This is a genomic window from Nocardia salmonicida (assembly GCF_036142455.1).
Lineage (GTDB): Bacteria > Actinomycetota > Actinomycetes > Mycobacteriales > Mycobacteriaceae > Nocardia > Nocardia salmonicida.
Map to the genome: position 1 here is coordinate 5,795,454 of NZ_CP108014.1, position 19,769 is coordinate 5,815,222.

19 protein-coding genes are annotated in these 19,769 nt (G+C 67.2%); 8 read left to right on the top strand and 11 right to left on the bottom strand.

What is annotated here, in order from left to right:
• Nucleotides 1-673: 673 nt before the first annotated feature.
• From OHS03_RS27140 to OHS03_RS27160, 5 genes are all read right to left on the bottom strand, one after another.
• Entirely contained in the window at nt 674-2,584 is a 1,911-nt protein-coding gene (locus OHS03_RS27140) for a DUF2339 domain-containing protein (RefSeq protein WP_328657983.1), read from the bottom strand.
• 549 nt (nt 2,585-3,133) lie between these two features.
• Complete coding sequence (locus OHS03_RS27145) at nt 3,134-3,805, bottom strand: DUF1707 SHOCT-like domain-containing protein (RefSeq protein WP_056823714.1); 672 nt, start codon at nt 3,803-3,805, stop codon at nt 3,134-3,136.
• A gap of 62 nt (nt 3,806-3,867) precedes the next feature.
• Nucleotides 3,868-4,518: a response regulator gene (locus OHS03_RS27150; protein WP_328657985.1), complete on the bottom strand. Its 651-nt coding sequence runs from the start codon at nt 4,516-4,518 to the stop codon at nt 3,868-3,870.
• Between the two features lie 16 nt (nt 4,519-4,534).
• On the bottom strand, nt 4,535-5,713 hold the full coding sequence (gene macS, locus OHS03_RS27155; protein WP_328657987.1) for a MacS family sensor histidine kinase: 1,179 nt from the start codon (nt 5,711-5,713) through the stop codon (nt 4,535-4,537).
• A complete protein-coding gene (locus OHS03_RS27160) occupies nt 5,694-6,935 on the bottom strand; it encodes an AI-2E family transporter (protein ID WP_328657988.1) in 1,242 nt (413 codons plus the stop codon). Before OHS03_RS27160 ends, macS begins: the two co-directional genes overlap by 20 nt.
• Before the next feature lie 448 nt (nt 6,936-7,383).
• Here OHS03_RS27160 and OHS03_RS27165 point away from each other — a divergent pair, with 448 nt between their 5' ends.
• Both OHS03_RS27165 and OHS03_RS27170 read left to right on the top strand, forming a co-directional pair.
• Entirely contained in the window at nt 7,384-8,904 is a 1,521-nt protein-coding gene (locus tag OHS03_RS27165) for an adenylate/guanylate cyclase domain-containing protein (RefSeq protein ID WP_301908169.1), read from the top strand.
• Nucleotides 8,905-8,908: 4 nt separating this feature from the next.
• Nucleotides 8,909-10,042, top strand: coding sequence for a lysylphosphatidylglycerol synthase transmembrane domain-containing protein (locus tag OHS03_RS27170; protein ID WP_328657990.1), 1,134 nt, complete (start codon nt 8,909-8,911; stop codon nt 10,040-10,042).
• 43 nt (nt 10,043-10,085) lie between these two features.
• Here OHS03_RS27170 and OHS03_RS27175 read toward each other — a convergent pair whose 3' ends face one another.
• Together OHS03_RS27175 and OHS03_RS27180 are read right to left on the bottom strand one after the other, a co-directional pair.
• On the bottom strand, nt 10,086-10,442 hold the full coding sequence (locus OHS03_RS27175) for a DUF3054 domain-containing protein (protein ID WP_062987695.1): 357 nt from the start codon (nt 10,440-10,442) through the stop codon (nt 10,086-10,088).
• A 73-nt stretch (nt 10,443-10,515) separates the two neighbouring features.
• Nucleotides 10,516-12,195, bottom strand: a complete 1,680-nt coding sequence (locus tag OHS03_RS27180; RefSeq protein WP_328657991.1) for an NTF2-like N-terminal transpeptidase domain-containing protein — start codon at nt 12,193-12,195, stop codon at nt 10,516-10,518.
• A 397-nt stretch (nt 12,196-12,592) separates the two neighbouring features.
• On the opposite strand from OHS03_RS27180, the gene abmR reads away from it, so the two are divergent.
• Nucleotides 12,593-13,153, top strand: coding sequence for an ATP-binding transcription factor AbmR (abmR, locus tag OHS03_RS27185; protein ID WP_194829453.1), 561 nt, complete (start codon nt 12,593-12,595; stop codon nt 13,151-13,153).
• 15 nt (nt 13,154-13,168) lie between these two features.
• Nucleotides 13,169-13,615: a type II 3-dehydroquinate dehydratase gene (gene aroQ / locus OHS03_RS27190; RefSeq protein WP_328657993.1), complete on the top strand. Its 447-nt coding sequence runs from the start codon at nt 13,169-13,171 to the stop codon at nt 13,613-13,615.
• A gap of 20 nt (nt 13,616-13,635) precedes the next feature.
• Here the strand turns inward: aroQ and OHS03_RS27195 are convergent, their stop codons facing one another.
• Complete coding sequence (locus tag OHS03_RS27195) at nt 13,636-14,082, bottom strand: nitroreductase family deazaflavin-dependent oxidoreductase (protein ID WP_328657995.1); 447 nt, start codon at nt 14,080-14,082, stop codon at nt 13,636-13,638.
• A gap of 181 nt (nt 14,083-14,263) precedes the next feature.
• Here OHS03_RS27195 and OHS03_RS27200 point away from each other — a divergent pair, with 181 nt between their 5' ends.
• Genes OHS03_RS27200 through OHS03_RS27210 form a run of 3 tightly spaced genes read left to right on the top strand, consistent with a single transcriptional unit; the run spans nt 14,264 to nt 16,270 of the window.
• Nucleotides 14,264-15,193, top strand: coding sequence for an ABC transporter ATP-binding protein (locus tag OHS03_RS27200; protein WP_328657997.1), 930 nt, complete (start codon nt 14,264-14,266; stop codon nt 15,191-15,193).
• Nucleotides 15,190-16,038, top strand: a complete 849-nt coding sequence (locus tag OHS03_RS27205) for an ABC transporter permease (protein ID WP_328657998.1) — start codon at nt 15,190-15,192, stop codon at nt 16,036-16,038. The genes OHS03_RS27200 and OHS03_RS27205 overlap by 4 nt, the downstream gene beginning before the upstream one ends.
• A complete protein-coding gene (locus tag OHS03_RS27210) occupies nt 16,028-16,270 on the top strand; it encodes a helix-turn-helix transcriptional regulator (protein ID WP_056823747.1) in 243 nt (80 codons plus the stop codon). The genes OHS03_RS27205 and OHS03_RS27210 overlap by 11 nt, the downstream gene beginning before the upstream one ends.
• A gap of 45 nt (nt 16,271-16,315) precedes the next feature.
• Here the strand turns inward: OHS03_RS27210 and OHS03_RS27215 are convergent, their stop codons facing one another.
• Both OHS03_RS27215 and OHS03_RS27220 read right to left on the bottom strand, forming a co-directional pair.
• Complete coding sequence (locus OHS03_RS27215) at nt 16,316-17,158, bottom strand: NAD(P)-dependent oxidoreductase (RefSeq protein WP_063005213.1); 843 nt, start codon at nt 17,156-17,158, stop codon at nt 16,316-16,318.
• Nucleotides 17,158-18,039 (bottom strand): NAD(P)-dependent oxidoreductase, encoded by an 882-nt coding sequence (locus OHS03_RS27220; protein ID WP_328658000.1) that lies wholly within the window; start codon nt 18,037-18,039, stop codon nt 17,158-17,160. The genes OHS03_RS27215 and OHS03_RS27220 overlap by 1 nt, the downstream gene beginning before the upstream one ends.
• A gap of 143 nt (nt 18,040-18,182) precedes the next feature.
• Here OHS03_RS27220 and OHS03_RS27225 point away from each other — a divergent pair, with 143 nt between their 5' ends.
• Nucleotides 18,183-18,560: a winged helix-turn-helix transcriptional regulator gene (locus OHS03_RS27225; RefSeq protein ID WP_328658002.1), complete on the top strand. Its 378-nt coding sequence runs from the start codon at nt 18,183-18,185 to the stop codon at nt 18,558-18,560.
• A 37-nt stretch (nt 18,561-18,597) separates the two neighbouring features.
• Here the strand turns inward: OHS03_RS27225 and OHS03_RS27230 are convergent, their stop codons facing one another.
• Entirely contained in the window at nt 18,598-19,725 is a 1,128-nt protein-coding gene (locus OHS03_RS27230; RefSeq protein WP_328658004.1) for a glycerate kinase, read from the bottom strand.
• Nucleotides 19,726-19,769 lie beyond the last annotated feature (44 nt).

Consider the following 19,769-nt stretch of genomic DNA (forward strand, 5'->3'; position numbering starts at 1 on the left):
AACAACGGCATGACCAGCCCTGGCACGCCGCGCGGTTTCAACACGCCCGATCAGGACAGCGGACCACGCTTCTCGCCGGTCACGCCCTCCTCGCAGGACCGTGCGAGCGACCGCACCCGCCCCGCCGTCGATCACCCGGCCGACTTCTCCGATGCGTCGAATCCGTCCGGCGCTCAGTCGGACTCGGCTCGCCAGGCGGACATCGTGCGCCCGCAGGTGGCGCCGCCGGGATTCACCGAGGTCACGCGCGATACCGATCCTTCACCCCAGCAGCCGGATTCACCGGCGACTTCGCCGATCCAGAGCGGCAACGGTGAAACACCGGCGACAGGTCGGGAAGCAGCCGACGAGGCACCGACGACCGACACCGCCGGTCGGTGGCAGGCCCCTTCGGGTTTCACCGCCGTCCCGTCCCCCGCCGCCTCGCCCTCGGAGCCGTCCAGCGAGGTGTCCCCGGAGACTGCCGGTGCGGCGGAAACCGATTCCACCGCACCGGAATCCGGCGAACCCCCGGCCGACACTCGTAACGAGATCGAGAACTGGATGGCTCAGTTGCGCTCGTCGCGCCGCGGTACCGCCGCGGACGAAGGTCGCCATCATGGTGCTGAAGGCCGGACGGTCAGCGTGAACGAACTTCTGCGTCGGCGCGAGGACGACTGAGGGGCAGGTCTGCTCAGGGAGCCTGGCGAGGCTGCGCCGCGTCGGCGAAGGCGCGGGCGTAGCGGGTTCCGGTGAGTAGCAACAGGATTCCGACCGCCAGGAACGCGGTGACGCGGATCAGGCCGGACAGTGTCGCGAGGTCGAACAGGAACAGTTTCGCCAGTGCGGCCGCGGCCACCAACAGGCCGGAGACCAGGCAGACTTTCGCGACGGCGGGCGAGCTGGACAGTCGGCGCAGACCGTAGAACAGCGAGCCGGTCGCCGCGACCATCCACACGATGGTCGCGAGGCTGTGGCCGACGATGAAACCGTCTGCGCCGCCGAGAGATACGCCGAGGGATACCGCGGCGACCAGCACGTAGTACAGCCCGGCGATGCTCACCGAGATCCACACTCCGGTGACGAGTGCGGGATCGTCGCACCGTGGCAACCGCGGCACTGTCCACGCCACCATCGCCGCCACGCCCAACCCGACCACCGCGGCCACCGCCGTCGAGGTATCGAGGTTTTGGTCCGCGAGTCGTTGCAGTGCCAGCGTTTCCGGCGTAGCGATCGCCAGCATTACCAGCCCGCCCAGCAGGGCGAACGCGATACCGAGCCCCGCGGCCACCCGCGTGCGACTCGCCGCGGCAACCGCGAGGAACGCGAGACCGACCGCGAACAACATGGTCGGCAGCAGTCGAGGGTGACCGCCCGTCGCGATCGTGCAGGTCTGCAACAGGGCGACAGCGCCGGTCAGCCCCGCCACCAGCGCCGTGTGCCGGGCAATTCGCAACCGTCCGACCAGCCCGTCCGGAACGACCGCGGCACTCGCGGAGCCGGGATCTACCTTCGCGGTGTCCACTGCCGAATCCCCGTGCCCGCGAATCTCGGCTGTCGCCGTACGAAGCGGGATCAGCACCGTGGCCGCCAGGCCGAGGAGAACGGCGGCGAACACGGCGGTGATCGAAGCGCTCACCACCCGGTCGAACAGCACAGCGGCGGCGAGCACCGGAAGCGCGGTCAGCGCGATCGTGATGCTCGCGGTGATGTCGCCGGACCTGCGCCGCACCGCGAGCAGAGCGCCGACCAGCCCGACCACCGCGCAGGCGATCGCCGCGATCAGCAGTCCCTGCCGCTGCTCCGTCTCGGCACCGGAGATCGCACCCTCGATCCCGCTCAATGCCACCATCCCCAGCACAGCGAGCACGACCGGCAACGTGCGTGCCACGTGCAGCACGGGCCAATTCCTGCGCATCTGCACCGGGACCCCCGCCGCCTGCAACACCACCAGGAACCCGAGCAGCATCAGTTCGGTCGTCAACGCCGGTGACAACACCGCCGCACCCAACACGACACCGACCGCCAACGGCTGAGACTGCCACCGCACCGCGATTCCCAACCCGACCAACGCCACCCCGAGCGCCACCGCGAGCCCCACACCACCAGGAATCCACCGGTAATACCCGGTCACCGCGACAACATCCAGATACAACCCGGCAATACCCGTGGCCACCAGCGCAATTCCGCCGACACGACCACCAGGACGCCCGAAGACCCGCCACCCGAGCCCGACCAGAACCACCGACAGTGCGGCCCCGGCAACAACTCTCGCCACCGGCCCGAAGAACCCCGCCTGCGCGGCCAACACCAACAGCATCAGCACACCGACCAGGGTCACCCCGACCCCGGCCACCGCGAGCACCCGAGAAATAACGCCTTCCCGCTGCCACCACGGCACCCGAGCCGCGCGCCCCGGCCCGAATTGCCCGCCACGCCCCGGAGCGCCGTGCCCCGCCGTCCCTGCCCAACCGGCCGGCTGCCCGACCTGCCCGTACGGCGCAGCTCGCCCACCCTGCGGCCCAGCCGGGCCCACCCATTTCGGCGGCTGCCCCGCCGCGCGGTAAGACGTGGCGGGTCCACCGGGCATCCCGTTCGAACCCATCCAGTTCGGAGCCACCCCACTCGCCCCAGCGCCTACCGGCCCGCCGTACCGCGCACCCACCGGCCATCCCGCCGACCCGTACGCCACACCACCAACCGGACCTACATAGCCGTGCCCTGTACCCGGAACTTCTTGCCCCGCAACACTTTGCGTACCGCCGACACCTGATACAACACCCGGCTCCGGAGGCGCGCCGACTCGACCGACCTCGCCCACACCGATCCCAGGCACCCCCGAAACCGCATCCGAATCAGCTCGCGCAGCAACCGAACCCGACGTCGTCGCCTCCGAACTCCCCGCGCGCGCCACCTCCCCCCGCAACTGCGCGGACAGCACATCCAAATCGCCCCCCAGCTGCCCCATCCGGACGCCGAGCGCGGTGAACTCCCCCGAGAGCCGCGCAACCAGCGCGGGATCGATAGCGGTACTCATAACCCCATAGTCGGCCCGAAAAGACCGCCGAACATGAGTAGAAACCCCCGCCCTACCCACTGTTCCTACCCGAATTCACACCTCAACCTGTGAACCGCCGAACAGCCGAGGGCCGGGTCACGACCCCAAGAAGCGTCTCCACTGAACCATCAACGGATACTTCGCGGTGACAGAGCCGAACCGAATACGCCCGTGCACAACAAGATGCAGCGGCCCGATCGGCGGCCCCGTACGAACCTTGTTATTAGCCGAAGACCCCACCAAATCCAACCCGTTGAGGTCAACAGTCGCGGCCGCCGGCACAAGCAAAGTCAAACTCGTGCAGTAATCGTCGACCTGGATTTCAACGATCTGCGTCTGCATGACCGCCTCGGTGAAGTCCAAGGTCACACTGGACATCAGGTTGTTGAGATGCAGCACCGGCGGTACCTGCCACGGCCCGCGTCGATTGACCCCCGACAACCGACTACGGATCGCGCTCGGATTGGACCCACCGGCCGGAACCGGAACGTGTCGTGGACGCGGCATAGCGGCGGGCTGGGGCGTACCCGCCACCCGCATACCGGGCAGGTCGACCAGCACGGCATTGAGTTCACCACGGGTCTTGGCGGCCAGCGCGGTATCCATCCGCTCGGTGAACTCCCCGAGCGAGAGCATGCCGAGCCCGACAGCTCGCTGCAGCAACTGCCCGACATGTTCTCGTTCGGCATCGGAAACACGCAGCTCACGGTCACCGACGGGACCAGCCGTCGCGGCACCGGGTACGAAGAGGGATTCAGGACCGCCCATGCCATCGAGGGTAGCCAGCCACACCCCCCGAGCGCATCAGGGCAAACCCCTAATCACTGCGACTACTCGAGCCCCTGTTCGATCGCGTAGCGCGTGAGCTCGACCCGATTCGCCAGCTGCAATTTGCGCAGCGTCGCCTGCACATGGTTCTCCACCGTCCGATGCGAAAGGTTCAATCGGGTAGCGATCTGCTTGGCAGACAGTCCCTTGGCCACCATTCGCAACACCTCGGTCTCCCGGTCGGTCAACGACGGCCGGTGCGGCTGATCGGCGGCCACCGGCGCGGTCGCCATTCGCCGATACTCCCCGAGTACCAACCCGGCCAATCCGGGCGTGAACACCGGCTGACCTGCGGCGGTGGCCTTGACGGCATCGATCAACTCGGCAGCCGACGCGCTCTTCACCAGGTACCCGCTCGCCCCTGCCTTGATCGCGTCGAGCACGTCGTCGCGCTCGGCCGAAGCCGACAGCACCAGCACCCGACTATGGGGCGAAACCCGCAACACCTCGGCGGTAGCCGCGACCCCGGTGCCATCGGTGAGCTGCATATCCATCAACACCACATCCGGCCGCACGGCCGCGGCGCGCCGAGAAGCGGTGCCGACACCGTCCGCGGTGGCCAGCACCTCGAAACCGGCTTCGGCGAGATCACGAGAAACACCCTCACGCCACATCGGATGGTCATCGACCACCATCACCGTAATGACCGGCATCGCCCAGCTCCTCTTCTCAGCGCGCCGGGTGGCGCGGAATCCGGAATTCCCACTCGGTACCGAGGTCCTGCCCCTCGGTCAGCAACTCGGCGCTACCGCCGAGCGCCTCGACCCGCCCGACGATCGACCGCGAAACCCCCATCCGCCCTTCGGCTTCGGCCGCTCGCAGGCGCCCCGTCGCGATCCCGACTCCGTCGTCACGCACGCTCACCACCAGCATGTCACCGGTGTCTTCCAGCAGCACATAGGCTTTCGCGTCGGCCCCGGCGTGCAGCGAGACATTCGACAGCGCGGTGGTCACCGCCGCCGCGATCTCCTGCGCGACCACCCGCCCGACGAGCACCGGATCACCCGGCGTGGCCACCGACACCTCCGGGGTGGCGCGTGCGGTCAGCAGCGGCCGCAGATCCACCTCGCCCGAATCGGGGTCGGGCAGCTCCGCCTGTTCGGAAAGCAGCACCCGCAACGCCACCTCCTGCTCCCCGGCTCGCTGTGCGAGTTCTGCTGCGGGCCCGCCTATTTCGCCGCTGCGCCGCTTGATGAAGGCCAGCACCTGCAGCACTCCGTCGTGCACCTCGCGAGCCAATCGCTCCCGCTCCTGCGCCGCCGCCGTGATCCGCAGGGCCCGTTCGAGCTGACCCTGCGCCCGCCGAGCGGTATTGGCCGCGAGTCCGAGCGCCAACCCCACCGAGACGAGCACCGGTGCGGTCGCGTCACCCCAGACGTCCTGCCCCCACTGATCCCGCACCGTCACCACGACTGCCGACATCACCAGCCCCGCGACGACACCCGCGACGGGACCGCGCAGAATCGCCATGGAGATCACCGAGTTCGCGATCCACAACGTCGTCGGCAGAGTCTGGTGGCCGTGATACCAGTCGTAATCCGCGACCAGCCGAGTCGAGGCGATCAGCGCGATCGTCACCACCTGATCGCCGAACACCACCCAGCCGCGGATCTTCCCGGTCGCCTCGGGGAAGTACCACTGCGACAGCAACAGCGCCGAGCTCCCCGACCAGATCGCCATCACCGCGATCAGCATCCAGCTCAGTCGCGGATGGTCGTAATACGGCACCGACGCGATCTGCTGGCCGATCGCGTACAGCAGCGTGACCAGCCGAAACGCCTGCGCGGCCCGCCACAGTGGCGCGGTCGCGGCGTCGGCCGAGCTCAACTCAGCTGTGTGGGTCCGCATCGCCTAACTCGGCTTCTTCCATGCGCAGCCGCGTCGCCACGTCGAAGCGGCCCGGCGGTTCGGGTTTGTCGGGCTCGGCGGTGAACCGTTTTCGCTCTTCGGTGCCCACTAGTTCGCCGAACGCCTCCGCCGGGCTGTCGGCGAGCAGGTATCGAATCGCGGTGTTGCCCACCGCGATCAGCGGCACCGCGAGCAGCGCCCCCGCGATCCCACCGACGACCAGACCGGCGGTGATGGCGAGCACCACGGCCAGCGGATGGATGCTCACGGCCCGCCCGAGCAGCAGCGGTTGCAGCACATGGCCTTCCAGCTGCATCACCGCGATGATGATGCCGAGCACGATCAGCGCGGTCACCAAACCCTTCGTGACCAGCGCGATGAACACCGCGACGAACCCGGCGAAGAACGCGCCGATAATCGGGATGAAGGCGCTGATGAACACCAGCGAGGCCAACGGCAAGGCCAGCGGCACATGCAGAATCGCGAGCCCGGCCCCTATACCGATGGCGTCGACCGCCGCCACCACCACGGTGGCGCGCACAAAACCGACCAGCGTCCCGAAGCCCAATTCACCGGCGGTGCGAACCTTCTCACGGTGCACGGTAGGGATGATCCGGGTGACGAAGTTCCAGATCTGATCCCCGCCGTAGAGGAAGAAGATCAGGATGAACAGGATCAGGAACGCGCCGGTGAGGATATGTCCGATGGCGGTGGCGGTGGTGAGCGCGCCGCTGGTCAGGCTCTCGCGGTTGTCCTGAATGGTGCGCACGATGGTGTCGCCCGCGCTGCGGATCTGCTGATCGCTCAGGTGTGGCGGACCGTTGATCAACCAGTCCTGCACCTTGTGCACGCTGTTGGTGACCTCGTTGGACAGCCCCGGCACACCGTCGACGAACTGTTCGACGACAAAGGTCAACACCCCGGCGAGCAGCCCGATCGACCCCAGCAGCGCGACGAACACGCCGAGCGAGCGCGGGATCCCCACCCGCTGCATCCAATCGACCAGCGGCGCGAGCAACGCGGCGGCGAGCAACGCGATGGCCAGCGGAATCACCACCGTGGCGAACTTCTGCACGAGCATCCCCACCGCGAGCAGCGCCCCGAAGATGATCAGCAGCCGCCAGCTCCACGCCGCGGCTTTCCGGACCACGGGATGAACTGCCTCGGCGTCCGAACGCCACGGTGTCGACGCGGTCCCGGAATCTACCTGCTGGTCGGTCACTCGACAGAGCCTATCGGTCCGAACGCTGGATCGGTGCTCGCGTCGACGCCTCGGAAAGAGGTTCTGACCACAGTTCCCCCTGACAGTGATCGCCCGGCCGACCGGATCCGGCGATCGCCTGCCTGCCGACCACAAACCCGCATGTCAGTGCCCGAACAAGCCCGCCAGGGGGTAGATCGGCGGTGATCCGGCCAGCTGGCCGACAACCTCGGAGGTCGCCCGCCGCACAACTGCACGAGTAGCGCGAATTATCCTGTAAGACAGTGTCTTTCACATATAGCCGGAGCGAATTACTGTGAAATCGCGCAGGGGTTTCCTCGGTTTCCACCCAGTAACGGTCGAGCGTAGGTGCGATAATGCACACCCGGTCGCCTGTCCTGATCACCTGGGCACGTGGTCGGATAGATTGGCTAGCGTGTCAGCGCCACTTGAAGCGGTCAAACAGACCATGCGAACGCGCTGGCCGCTGTACCTGACGTCTGTGCTGCTGGCCAATGCCTTCGGCGCGGTGCTGGTGTGGGCCTTCATCCAATACGGCCTGCCGGTTCCCGAGGGCGATCCGGGTGGGGTGCGCCAGACCGGTCTGCTCGCGCCGCTGCTCGTTTTCGGTGTCGCCGCGGTGTTGAGCATCTTCGCCGCCGCGCTCATGTTGCGGCCGGTGATGCGCTGGCAGATGCGCGGCGGGCCGCCGAGCCGACGCGAGCAGATGGCGGCGCTGCACGTGCCGCTGCGGCAGTCGATCGTGCACCTGGTGCTGTGGGTCATCGGTGGCGGGATCCTGGCCGCGCTGATCATCGCCGAATCGCCCGAACTGGCGGGCGCGGTGATCGTCACCGAATGTATGGCCGCCACCATCGTGTTCGGCTTCACCTACATGCTGGGTGAGCGCATCCTGCGTCCGGTCGCCGCCGAGGCGCTGACCGAGGGCACCTTCGACCACACGCTCACCCCTGGTGTCGGCACGCGCATGGCGATGACCTGGGGCATGGGTACCTTCGCACCGACCATCGCGATCGTGCTGCTGTGCGTCACCCAGATCTCCTCGGATGTGAAGTTCTCGGCGAAGTCCCTCGCGATCTCGATTCTGCTGCTGTGCGGCGTGGTGATCCTGCAGGCGCTGGCCTTGTCGATGCTGACCGGATCCTCGATCTCCGACCCGGTGCGTCAACTGTCCCAAGCCATCAACAGGGTGCAGGCCGGCTCGCGCGATGTGCAGGTGGAGGTCTACGACGGCAGCGAGATCGGGCTGCTGCAGGTCGGCTTCAACCGGATGATGGACGAGGCGGCCAAGCGGCGCAAGCTGCAGGAACTGTTCGGCCAGCACGTCGGCGAGGACGTGGCGCAGCGGGCACTGGACTACGGCACCGAACTGGGCGGTGAGACCCGATTCGTGGCGGTGTTGTTCGTGGATATGGTCGGCTCCACCGCCGCCGCGGCCGAGCGCCCGCCGACCGAGGTGGTCAGCCTGCTCAACGAGTTCTTCCGGGTGGTGGTCGACGTGATCGACAGCCACCACGGTTTCGTCAACAAGTTCGTCGGCGACGCGGCGCTCGCCATCTTCGGCGCCCCGCTGGATCGCCCCGACGCGCCGAGTGCCGCGCTGGCCGCGGCCCGCGATCTGCGTGAGGCGCTGCGCGAGGTGACCAGCCTCGACATCGGCATCGGCGTCTCGGCGGGCCTGGCGGTCGCCGGAAACATCGGCGCCGCAAATCGATTCGAATACACCGTGATCGGCGACCCCGTCAACGAGGCGTCGCGGCTCACCGAATTGGCCAAAGATCATCCCGGCCGCGTTCTCGCTTCGGGCAGCGCGCTCTACTTCGCCGACGAAAGCGAGCAGGAACATTGGATAACCGGAGACGAGGTCCAATTGCGAGGCAGACGCAGAAAAACCCGCCTGGCCTGGCCGAAGTCCGCGATCGCCGCGCCGCGCATGGACGAGGAAGAACAGGCACGTTCGCTAGGCTGAGACCGTGACGGCCGACGGCGACCTAGCAGGTGCACCGGCCGGGCGCCGCCGCCGCTTCCGGTGGGTCAAATGGGTGCTCGGTGCGGTGATCCTCGCGCTGCTCGTCGGCGAAGGCTTGTATCTGTGGCCCCGCCTGCACGAATCCTGGCGCACGCTCACCGAGATCCACTGGGGCTGGCTGTTCCTGTGCATCGTGTTGCAGGCGATGTCGATGAGCGGATTCGGGCGGGTGCAGAAGCAACTGCTGCACGCGGGCGGGGTGGACGTCAGCCAGGGGAAATCGGTATCGGTGGTCTACGGCGCGACCGCGATGTCGCTGACGCTGCCCGCGGGCCAGGTCTTCTCCACCGCGTTCACCTACCGTCAGACCCGGCGCTGGGGCGCGAGCCCGATCGTGGCCTCCTGGCAACTGGTCTTCTCGGGCGTGGTCGCCGCGGCCGGCCTGGCGCTGATCGGAATCACCGGCGCGGCGCTGGTCGGGCAGGGAATCGGCTTCAAATTCGTCGGCTCGCTGGTGGTGCTCGGCCTGGTCCTGTTCATCGGCAACTATCTGGCCCGCCATCCCGGCATGCTGGAGGCCATCCTGCGGCGGGTGCTCGCGCTGATCAATCGGCTGCGCAAGAAGCCCGCCGACCACGGCATCGCCAAGCTGGCCGAGATCCGGGCCCAGCTCGAGTCGGTCGAGCTGGGGAAGAAGGACGGGGCGCTCGTCGGGGTGTGGGCGCTGGTGCACCGGTTCGCCGACGTGGCGTGTCTGGGCGCCGCCTGTTTCGCGGTCGGTGCCGACCCCAAGTTGTCCGGGCTGCTCATCGCGTTCGCGGCGGGCAAGGCGGTGGGGTCCATCCCGTTCGCCCCGGGCGGCATCGTCTACGTGGACGCCACGTTGATCTACGGTCTCACCGCGGGCGCGGGGCTGCCCGCCGCACAGGCCGTGGCGGCCGCGTTCGTCTACCGGCTGGTCAGCTTCATCCTGGTCGCCGTGGTCGGCTGGATCGTCTTCGCGTTCCTGTTCCGCACACCGCAGGCCGACGACCACGAGTACGAGCAGGAATTCTATTCCGCCTCTCCGCGTATTCAAGCCAGACGTAGGCGCGGGGAATCCGGGAAGGCGGCCGGCGGAGCAATGGAGTCGGGTTAGCCCGTACCCGGTGAGTTACCCATGTCCTAACCATCGATCGGCGTCACCGCAGCGCGCGGATCGCGGCGCGCCAGCCCAAGAGAAAAAGCACGAGAACGCAGGCCGCGACGATCATGAAACTCAGTGCGACGCCCTGACCGCTGATGGCGCGCAACGCCATCCCGCCGACGAGCGTGCTCGCCCAGATCAGGATTCCGGTGGGCCACAGCGCCGTTGCGTCGAATCGTGTATCCCGCGCGGCGTACACCGCCAACACCCAGCCGAGAATCAGCCCTACCCCGAAGGGCCACACCGTTTTCAGCAGACCGGCGATGACAGCCTCGTCGTGACTGCGCCTCCCGATCGCGCAGAAAATGATCACCAATAAAGCATCGATACCGAACGGCGCGTATCTCTTCACGGAAAGCAGCGTAACCGCTCAAGATCGACTTCGAGACCGGGTTCATGCCCACTGATCAGTGGTAACCCTGTGCTTACGGCTCCGGCGTCGCCAGTGATTTCAGCAGAACGGCCGCGAGACGTGAAGTGGCGTCACCACTGTCGACATCGGCGATGTGCACCGCGAAGACCAGATCGCCCATCGTCGCCAGCAGCCACCCGTCGGCGCCACCCGTCGCGGCGAACGCGGTGACGTCGCGGAATCCGCGCAGTGCGGTGGTTTCCGGCTTGTTGATGCCGTCGTTCATCATTGCGCGCAACCGGTCGACCGCCGGCTGTGACAGCGCGGGAACAGGCGTATCGGTGGTGCCCGGATTGCCTGCCACGATCATCGGCGGCACCACCGAGCCGCGCGAGATCGCGGCGGCCGCGATGGCCATCCCGAAGGGGCTGACCTGCACCGCGTCGGCGCCCGCGCCTTGGCGCACCTGTTCGGTGCTGCGGCCCGGTGCGCTGATCCGCCCGGTCACCTCGTCGAGCCCGGCCACCTTGAAGTCGACGCCGACACCCAGCGCGGTGGCCGCCTCGGCCGCTTCCTGCACGGTGACGTCCTGCGGCGGCTTGTTCTTGGTCGCCGCGGCGACGGTACGGAACAGTTCCATCGTGCCGCCCGCCGGGAACAACCCGGTGAAGGCGATCGGCCCTTTCTCGGTGGCGTAGGAGTTCTGTGCCACCGCGACGACCGCGCCGGTCGAGGGCTGGATGGCCACGACCGTAGCCGGGGTCCCCGCGCTCACCACCGCGTCTTCGGCTGCGCGCTGTAGACGCTGGTCCATCGTCGCGGCGATATCCGGCCCGGAAGGTCCCTGATATCCGGCCACCTGGTTGACGAACCTGCCATCGGCCTCGAAGATCTGCACACCCCAGCCCGCGGTGGCCTCGAGACTGTCCTGCCACACCTTGCGCAGCGCGTCGAGCATCGGCGAACGCGTGCGCCGGTCGGCCGAGATCAGTTTGGTCTGCTTCTCCATCACCACGCCGGGCACCTTGGCCATCCGCGGTTCCAGGATCGCGAAATCCCCGTCGCGCAGGTTCACCGCGACGATCGGCTGACCCTGCGAGCCCGCCAGCTGCTGCATCAGCGACGGCCCGGTGATCAGCGGCGCCACCGGTTCGATGGCGTCGGCGAGGGCGTTGGTGGTACCGACGAGATCGCCGGTGCGGCTCGGGTCGATCTTGATGACATTGAGCGTCTGCTCGGTCATCAGCGCCTCACCCGGCAGATCGACGACCTTCGGCGGCGGCTTCGCGGTCGTGCGCACGAGCTTGACGGTGCGGTTGTCCGTCAACTGCGGCATCACCACCGCGGGCTCCCAGGAGATCCGCCAGCCGATGGCGAGCTTGCGAACGGTGCCCTGCAGTGTGTAGGTCCAGTCCTTCTTCTCACCGAAGTTCCAGGCGACCTCCATGCTGAAGATCGCCGACTGCTTGTCGAGGTCGATCACCTGGGAGGCTTCGTAGTCGACGGTGCCCGATTGCAGGCCCTCGAACATTTGCTTCATAGTTGCCGAAGCGGCAGCGGGGTACGAGGTCAGGTCGGCGGCCTTGCCGTAGTCCTTCTCATCGAGGAGCTCGGTGAACCGTTGGACCACCGTCTCCGACTCGCTCGTCTTCCCACCCACTCCGCACGAGCACAGCGCGATGGCGAGGGTCGCAACCCCCGCGATCGCCATAGCGCCCCGGACGCGAAAGCGGCGGGATCCCCACACATCCATATCGCCCACTCTTCACTCTTGCCACTCCGGTAACAAATACACCGTACCGGAAGTTGACCTGTCTCCAATGCCCCGGTCAGTCGGGATACTCCCCGACCTCGACACCTCGATTGTGCCGGAAATCTCGCCCTGATGAGGGTCCGTTTTCCAACCTCGCCCAGTAAGCGGCAACAACTGCTGTGTCAACCGTACCGACAGCCGCGCCAGGTGGCGCGGATCTTGCAATTGTCCGGCGATTCAACGCGAGGGTACCCAAGCCCGTCTCCATCCAACCGCGCGGCATGGGCTTTACCGAGTCGGTACGCACCCGTTCACGCAGAGCGGAATTCAGTGCGCAGATATCGGCGTAATCTTGTAATCAACGCAACACGCACAACAGAGACAGCAGGTGATTTCCATGCGGAACGATCGACGCGAGCGCGGATTCGGCCGACCCGGCGGTTGGCAGCAAGCCGACCTTCCCGATCCGGCCGACGCCCCCGACTGGTTCGCCGGACGGTTGCCCGCCGACTGGTTCACCGGGCCGGTGGACATCGAGATCGACCGCGACGAGATCGTCGTGGTCGGCGAACTACCCGTCCCCGGCGACGCGAGCACCTCGACAGCCACCAAAGAAGGCGCACTCGCCCGCTTCCGCGAGTCGACCCGCCCGGCCCGCATGCAGATCGCCGACGAGGCCCAGCGCCGTTACGGCCGCAGCGTCGCCTGGGGCGTGCGAGTAGACGGTGAACGAATCCTGTTCACCCACCTGGCCGTGCCCGTGATGACCCGCCTACGCCAGCCCGAACGCCAGGTCCTCGACACCCTCATCGACGCAGGCGTAGCCCGCTCCCGCGCCGACGCCTTGGCCTGGACGGTCAAACTCGCGGGCAAGCACGCCGAAACCTGGCTCGCCGAACTCCGCGAAGCCATGCGCAAGGTCGACGACCTGCGCTCGGAGGGCCCCACCGGCTTGTGACTTACAGTGGCCTGCATGGAATCCGCGCAGGCCACTGGTCCGATCCTGGTAATCAACGGACCGAACCTGAACATGCTCGGGACCCGCCAGCCCGAGATCTACGGCGCCGACACCCTCGACGACGTCGTCGCACTGTGCGAACGCACCGCCGCCCGGTTCGACCTCAAGGTCATCGCCTTCCAGTCCAATCACGAAGGCGCGCTGATCGACCGGATCCAGCAGGCCCGCGGCGAGGTGTCGGCCATCGTCATCAACCCCGGCGGCCTCACCCACACCTCGGTCGCACTGCGCGACGCCTTGGCGATCCCGGAGGTGCCGATCGTCGAGGTGCACATCAGCAATGTGCACGCGCGCGAGGAGTTCCGGCACCACTCGTTCGTCTCCCCGATCGCCACCGCGGTGATCGCCGGGCTGGGCATCCACGGCTACGCCGCGGCCATCGAGTTCTTGAGCAAGCCATAGGCCGGTCGGCCTCGGCGTGATCACGCGAGTCGGAAGACCGGGAATCCGGGGGCGATGGCGACGAGTTGTTCGTCTGTCGCGTCCTTGGTGAGGCCCTCGAAGAACTTGCCGACCTCCCAGCCCCACTTCTCCAGGTACAGCCGAAGCAGCGGCACCTTGTCGGCGTCGGCGACCTCGGTGGCGGTGAACTGTTCGGTCTTGCGGCCGAGGCGCAGTTCGCCGTCGCCTGCCACGCGCAGATTGCGCACCCACTGCACGTGCCCGCGCGGCGCGACCAGGTAGCGCTCGCCGTCGGCGGCCGTCATCACGTTGACCATGGTGGTGCGCCATTCACCGCTCTTGCGGCCGCGCACGGCCAGCAGCCGCGAACCCATGATGCTGATCCCCAGCTTGGGCAGTAGGTTGGCGATCTTGTTGACGATCGGATCGATGCCGGTCGGGGGGAGGTGGCGAGTCGCGTTGTCCATGTTGATCACTCCTGAAACTGTGAGCACTGCTCTCTGTTGAGTACAAGCATGAGCCCCGCCCGATCCGAAGTCAAGAGCAGTGCTCACAGTTTTCGAAATGTCCTTTTTCAGCGAAGCATTACCGCGATGATATGTAGTACGTATGCTACATATCATCGAAGGTCGATGACTGGGAGGACTCATGACTTCGAACAACAACGTCGTTCTCGATGTCGCGCAACTACGGATGCGATACGACGAGACAGACGTCCTGCACGATGTGACTTTTCACGCGAAGCGCGGGGAAGTGCTCGTCATGCTCGGGCCCAACGGCGCGGGCAAAACCACCACGATCGAGATCCTCGAGGGGTTCCGCAGGAGGTCGGCCGGCCGGGTCGAGGTGCTGGGGGCCGATCCCGAACACGGTGACGAACTCTGGCGCGCCCGCATCGGCGTCGTGCTCCAATCCTGGCGTGACCACGCGAAATGGCGAGTGCGCGAGCTGCTCGGTCACCTCGGCGGGTACTACAGCCCGTATTCCACGGCACGGATCACCCGACCGTGGGACACCGATGAACTCATCGCGCTGGTCGGGCTCACCGAGCAGCGCGACGCGAAGATCGCCACCTTGTCCGGGGGCCAGCGACGCAGACTCGACGTGGCGATCGGCATCGTCGGCCGACCGGAACTGCTGTTCATGGACGAACCGACCGCCGGCTTCGACCCCGCCGCACGGCGCGACTTCCACGACCTGGTGCATCGTCTGGCCGATCTGGACGAGACCACCGTCCTACTCACCACCCACGACCTGGATGAAGCCGCGAAACTGGCCGACCGGATCCTGATCCTGGCCGGTGGCCGGATCATCGCCGACGGCTCCCCGGAGGAGCTCAGCGCCGCCACCGCGGGCGAGGCCGAGGTGCGCTGGACCCACGATGGTCAACGCTTCGTCCACACGACGACCGAGTCGACGAAATACGTCCACGAACTGTTCGAACAGCACGGCGAACTGATCGAGGACCTCGAGGTACAGCGCGCGTCGCTGGAGGACACCTACATGGCACTGGTCCGCCGTTTCGAATCCGACGCGGCCGCCGAACCCGTTCGTTCACTGCAGGAGGTCACGCGATGAATCCCACGCTGGTAGCGGTCAGGGGCGGCCTGGCGGCGATGTGGATCGAACTGCGGCAGCTGTACACCAACGGGGCGAGCCTGATGGCCCAGTTCCTCACTCCCACACTGTTTCTGATCGCGATCTTCTTCCTGCGCGACCGGACCTACCAGGACACCGAGCTGTCACTCGGCGAACTCGCGGTGCCCGGCCTGCTCGGCAGCATCATCGCGTTCAACGGCCTGTACGGCATCGCCGAAGTCCTCGCGCTCGACCGGGAGGACGGAACCCTGTTGCGCGCCAAGACAATTCCGAACGGCATCCTGGGCTACTTCATCGGCAAGATCGGTACCACCGCGGGCGCGGTACTCGTACAGCTGGTGGTGGTGCTGACCATCGGCGCCGTGATCGTCGGCGGATTGTCGACGCCCGGCGGCGCCGTGATCACGCTGACGTGGGTGATCATGCTCGGCCTACTGGCCACCTTGCCGATCGGCGCCATCCTCGGTGGGTTGATCGTCGGCGCCCGCGACATCTTCCTGCTGACCTTGCCGCTGATGGGACTCATCGCCATCTCCGGCATCTGGTACCCGATCACCGCGCTCCCCGGCTGGATACAGAGCCTGGCCCAACTCTTCCCGATGTATTGGCTCGGCCTCGGCATGCGCTCCGCACTGCTGCCCGCCGAGGCGGCGGCCATCGAGATCGACGGGTCCTGGCGGCACCTCGAGACCGCCGCGGTGCTCGGCGTATGGTCGATCGTCGGGTTGCTGCTCGCGCCGATCGTGCTGCGGCGAGCGGCCCGCCATGAGTCGGGATCCAGCGTGGCCGTCCGCCGCGAGAAAGCGATGCAGCGTGCCTTCTGAGGTCATCTACAACCGCATCGCGATGTTGCGTGCCGAGCGCGGCATCTCGCGACGGGACCTGGCCGAAGCACTCGGCGTGCACTACCAAACCGTCGGCTACCTCGAACGCGGCGAATACAGCCCCAGCCTGCATCTGGCCCTGCGGCTCGCGGCCTATTTCGAGGTAGCGGTGGAGGTGGTGTTCTCCACCGAGCCGTTCCCGAGACTGGGATCGGGCGCCGAGACTGCGTGAACACCGAAACCGTTCGGCATCAACGCGCCGAACGGTTTCGGTGTGTCAGCCGCGAAATATCCGGAATGTCGATTCGGGGGCGCCGACAGCTCGCTCCCAATACGACGAAACCGACTCGGCCAGCACAGTATCCACACCGACCGCGGCGCCGGTTGCCACGACATGGCGCGCGCCGGCCGCCATCATCCGCAGGTACGCCGGATCGGCCGGACCACCGTCGTCTGCCGTTTCCGCCCACGCGGCGTACAACTCGGCGACGCTGCCCAGTGAACGCTGGGCGTACGGCACGAACCGATCTATCGAGGAACCGGACCGATCGACGATCGCCAGCGCCTGTTCGTAGCCGAGCATCAAAGGCAGGAACAGGGCGAGCATGGCCTGGTAGAAGACCTGGGCCGCACCGTCATCCGCACCCAGGTACTCCATTTCCGCCAACGGCCGCAACGACTCGCGTCGATCCTCGAAGACCTCTGGTGGACCGCTGTAGAAGATGTAAGCCGCCGGGCCCGCCAGCTCGTGCGGCTGCGCCATCACCCCACCGGCGAGAAATTCGCCACCACGCGCCCGGACGAACGCCGCGCCCCGCCGAGTCCGCTGCGGCGAATCCGAGGACAGGTTGACCACTACTTTTCCGGTCAGATCGAGGGAGCCGAGAACCTCGTCCATCGCGTCGTAGTGGGTCAGGCTGAGCACGACGAGCTCGGCCGCGGCCACCGCGTCGGCGACCGTCTCGGCGAGCTGGGCACCGAGACCCTGTGCTTTTCCAGGGGTTCGGTTCCAGACCGTCACGGTGAAGCCCGCGTCGAGGTACGTGCGCACGATCTGCTGTCCCATCGGGCCGAGGCCGATGACGGTGACCGCATCGGCCGCTCGGTCCGGAGCCGGCATCAGGACGCCTCGCCACGGAACAGCGCGTACGGCGAGATCTGCCTACCCGTCGCCTCGGAGGCGGTGACGGCCTTGCGCCAGAACGACTGGGCGAGGTGGGACAGGCTCGCGTCGACGCCTGCTTCTTCGCTGGCGTCGATGATGTGCTGGGCGCCGGCGTCCATCATCTTCAGGTGCGCGAGGTCGGCATAGCCGCCTTCCTTGTTCGCCTCGGCGAACTGTTCGATGAAGAACGGGTAGGCGCCGGCGGAGCGGACGGCGAACGGTACGAACTGGTCGATGCTGTGGCCGGAGTTCGCGATCATCGCCGACGCCTGGTCGAACGCCAGCAACCAGGGGTGGAAGGTGATCAGCAGGGCCTGGTAGAAGATCTGGGCCAAGCCGTCGTCGGCGCCGAGGTATTCCTGCGGGCTGAGCGGGCGCAGCAGTTCGGCGTGCGCGTCGAAGACCGCCTTCGGACCGCTGTAGAAGATGTAGGACGAGGGATGGACGATATTGTCGCCCGCCGACATCACGCCGCCGGAGAGGAATTCGGCGCCGCGCTCACGAACCCAGGTCGCGCCCGCCCGTGCCTTGGCCGGTGAATCGGAGGACAGATTGGCGATGACCTTGCCGGGCAGCTGGTCGACGGCTCGGCCGAGCACGTCGTACATGGCGTCGTAGTGGGTGAGGCTGAGCACGGAGACCTCGTTGGCCGCCAGCGCCTCGGCCACGGTGTCGGCCCGCTTGGCGCCGAGCGCCACCAGCGCGTCGACCTTGGCGGTGCTGCGATTCCATACCGTCACCTCAACACCTGCTTCGAGGAAGGCCTTGACCATGGCCTGACCCATCGGGCCGAGGCCGAGAACGGAAACGGAACGGGAGGTGGTCTGCTCGGACATTGTGTGGCCCTTCGATTCTCGCTACGGGTTGGTTCGGCGCCGCTTTCCATGGTGTCCGCGCGGGTATCGTCCGGGAAGACCGAACGTTCGGGTGTGGTTGCTTACCTAGAGGTTCGAAATACGGTCAGAAGGGTGCGCCGAAGATGAGTAGTGACGCAGATCACGATGTATGCGGCATGAGCCTGGCCATCGACGTCGTCGGCGGTAAATGGAAGCTGCACCTGATGTGGGTGCTCGACGCCGGGCCGCAGCGATTCGGCCAGATCCGGCGGCTGCTCGACGGCGTGAGCGAGAAGGTGCTCGCCGAGAACCTGCGGCATCTGGAGAGCTCCGGCGTGGTGCACCGCGAGATCTTCCCGGAAATCCCCCCGCGCGTGGAGTACTCGCTCACCCCGCTCGGCGAGACCCTGCGCCTCGCCTTGGCACCGCTCGAAAGCTGGGGCGACGAGCACCGCGCGGTGCTCGCCACCGCTACCCGACCCACCGCCGCGGCGTCTTCGTCCTCCCCGATCGCGCTGTAACTACCCGCGCTTCATCGTGCTTCGCGCACGTGCGCTGTCATTTCAAGTGCTCCATGGCGATTCGCTCGCCGATCCGTTCGAGTAGGCGCGCCGCGGCCATGATCGAGCGTGCGGGATCGGGCTCCAGGTCACTGAGCGGATAGCACGCGGCGAAACCCGCGGCTCGAATCTCACCGGGTGACAACAGGGTTCGACCTACCGCTGCGACCACCGGCACCCCCGCTTTCTTGGCCGCGGCCGCGACCCCGACCGGCGCCTTCCCGTGCATGCTCTGGTGATCCAGCGAGCCCTCACCGGTGACGACCAGCGTGGCCCCGTCGACCAAGTCCGTGAATTCCAGCAGCTCGAGCAGCACATCGATCCCGCTGCGCACCTGCGCCCCCAGCACCGCGAGCGCCCCGAACCCGGTACCACCGGCCGCCCCTGCCCCACCGATCTCGGCATACCCCGTACCCAGCACCGCCGCCCAATTGGTCAGCCCTGCTTCGAGTTTCACCATCTGTCGGGCGTTGGCCCCCTTCTGTGGCGAGTACACCGCAACGGCACCGGCCGGTCCGAGCAACGGATTGTCCACATCGCAGGCAAGGGTGAACAGCGCCGTCGAGACCGCCGGATGCAACCCGGCTCGATCCACCGAGGCCACCTGCGCGAGCATCGCGGCCACGTCCGCGACCCCCGACAATTCCCGCCCCTCCCGGTCGAGCAGCCGCAACCCGAGCGCCCGCAACAGCCCCGCCCCGCCATCGGTCGACGCACTCCCACCGAGCCCGAGCACGATCTCCCGAGCCCCCGCGTCGAGCGCGTGCGCGATGGCCACCCCCAACCCGAACGTGTCGGCCCGGAGCGGGTCGAGCCGCCCACCGGGCAACTTCACCAGACCGACGGCCGCCGCCAACTCCACCACCGCGACATCTCCGCGCACCGCGTACACCGCCGTCGAAGCCTCCCCCGTCGGCCCGGGCGCGGCCAGCTCCACTCGCTTCCACCCCGATGCCACGAAGGCATCGACCATCCCGTCGCCGCCGTCGGCCACCGGCACACACCGCACCTGCGCCCCCGGCGCCCGCCGAGCAATCCCCCGTCCCAACGCCTCGGCAACCTCCGGTGCCGAAAGCGAACCCTTGAACTTGTCCGGTGCAAGCACAACAAGCGGTCCACGAGTCATCCCGACATCTTCCGCCCTGAGACCAAAACCCGCATCCCCGCAGT

Coding starts and splice junctions, on each gene's coding strand:
- aroQ (WP_328657993.1), top strand. CDS start 13,169: ATGGAATCCGCGCAGGCCACTGGTCCGATCCTGGTAATCAACGGACCG.
- OHS03_RS27230 (WP_328658004.1), bottom strand. CDS start 19,725: ATGACTCGTGGACCGCTTGTTGTGCTTGCACCGGACAAGTTCAAGGGT.
- OHS03_RS27220 (WP_328658000.1), bottom strand. CDS start 18,039: ATGTCCGAGCAGACCACCTCCCGTTCCGTTTCCGTTCTCGGCCTCGGC.
- macS (WP_328657987.1), bottom strand. CDS start 5,713: ATGCGGACCCACACAGCTGAGTTGAGCTCGGCCGACGCCGCGACCGCG.
- OHS03_RS27150 (WP_328657985.1), bottom strand. CDS start 4,518: ATGCCGGTCATTACGGTGATGGTGGTCGATGACCATCCGATGTGGCGT.
- OHS03_RS27180 (WP_328657991.1), bottom strand. CDS start 12,195: ATGGATGTGTGGGGATCCCGCCGCTTTCGCGTCCGGGGCGCTATGGCG.
- OHS03_RS27145 (WP_056823714.1), bottom strand. CDS start 3,805: ATGGGCGGTCCTGAATCCCTCTTCGTACCCGGTGCCGCGACGGCTGGT.
- OHS03_RS27225 (WP_328658002.1), top strand. CDS start 18,183: ATGAGTAGTGACGCAGATCACGATGTATGCGGCATGAGCCTGGCCATC.
- OHS03_RS27205 (WP_328657998.1), top strand. CDS start 15,190: ATGAATCCCACGCTGGTAGCGGTCAGGGGCGGCCTGGCGGCGATGTGG.
- OHS03_RS27195 (WP_328657995.1), bottom strand. CDS start 14,082: ATGGACAACGCGACTCGCCACCTCCCCCCGACCGGCATCGATCCGATC.
- OHS03_RS27200 (WP_328657997.1), top strand. CDS start 14,264: ATGACTTCGAACAACAACGTCGTTCTCGATGTCGCGCAACTACGGATG.
- OHS03_RS27215 (WP_063005213.1), bottom strand. CDS start 17,158: ATGCCGGCTCCGGACCGAGCGGCCGATGCGGTCACCGTCATCGGCCTC.
- abmR (WP_194829453.1), top strand. CDS start 12,593: ATGCGGAACGATCGACGCGAGCGCGGATTCGGCCGACCCGGCGGTTGG.
- OHS03_RS27140 (WP_328657983.1), bottom strand. CDS start 2,584: ATGGGTTCGAACGGGATGCCCGGTGGACCCGCCACGTCTTACCGCGCG.
- OHS03_RS27165 (WP_301908169.1), top strand. CDS start 7,384: ATGCGAACGCGCTGGCCGCTGTACCTGACGTCTGTGCTGCTGGCCAAT.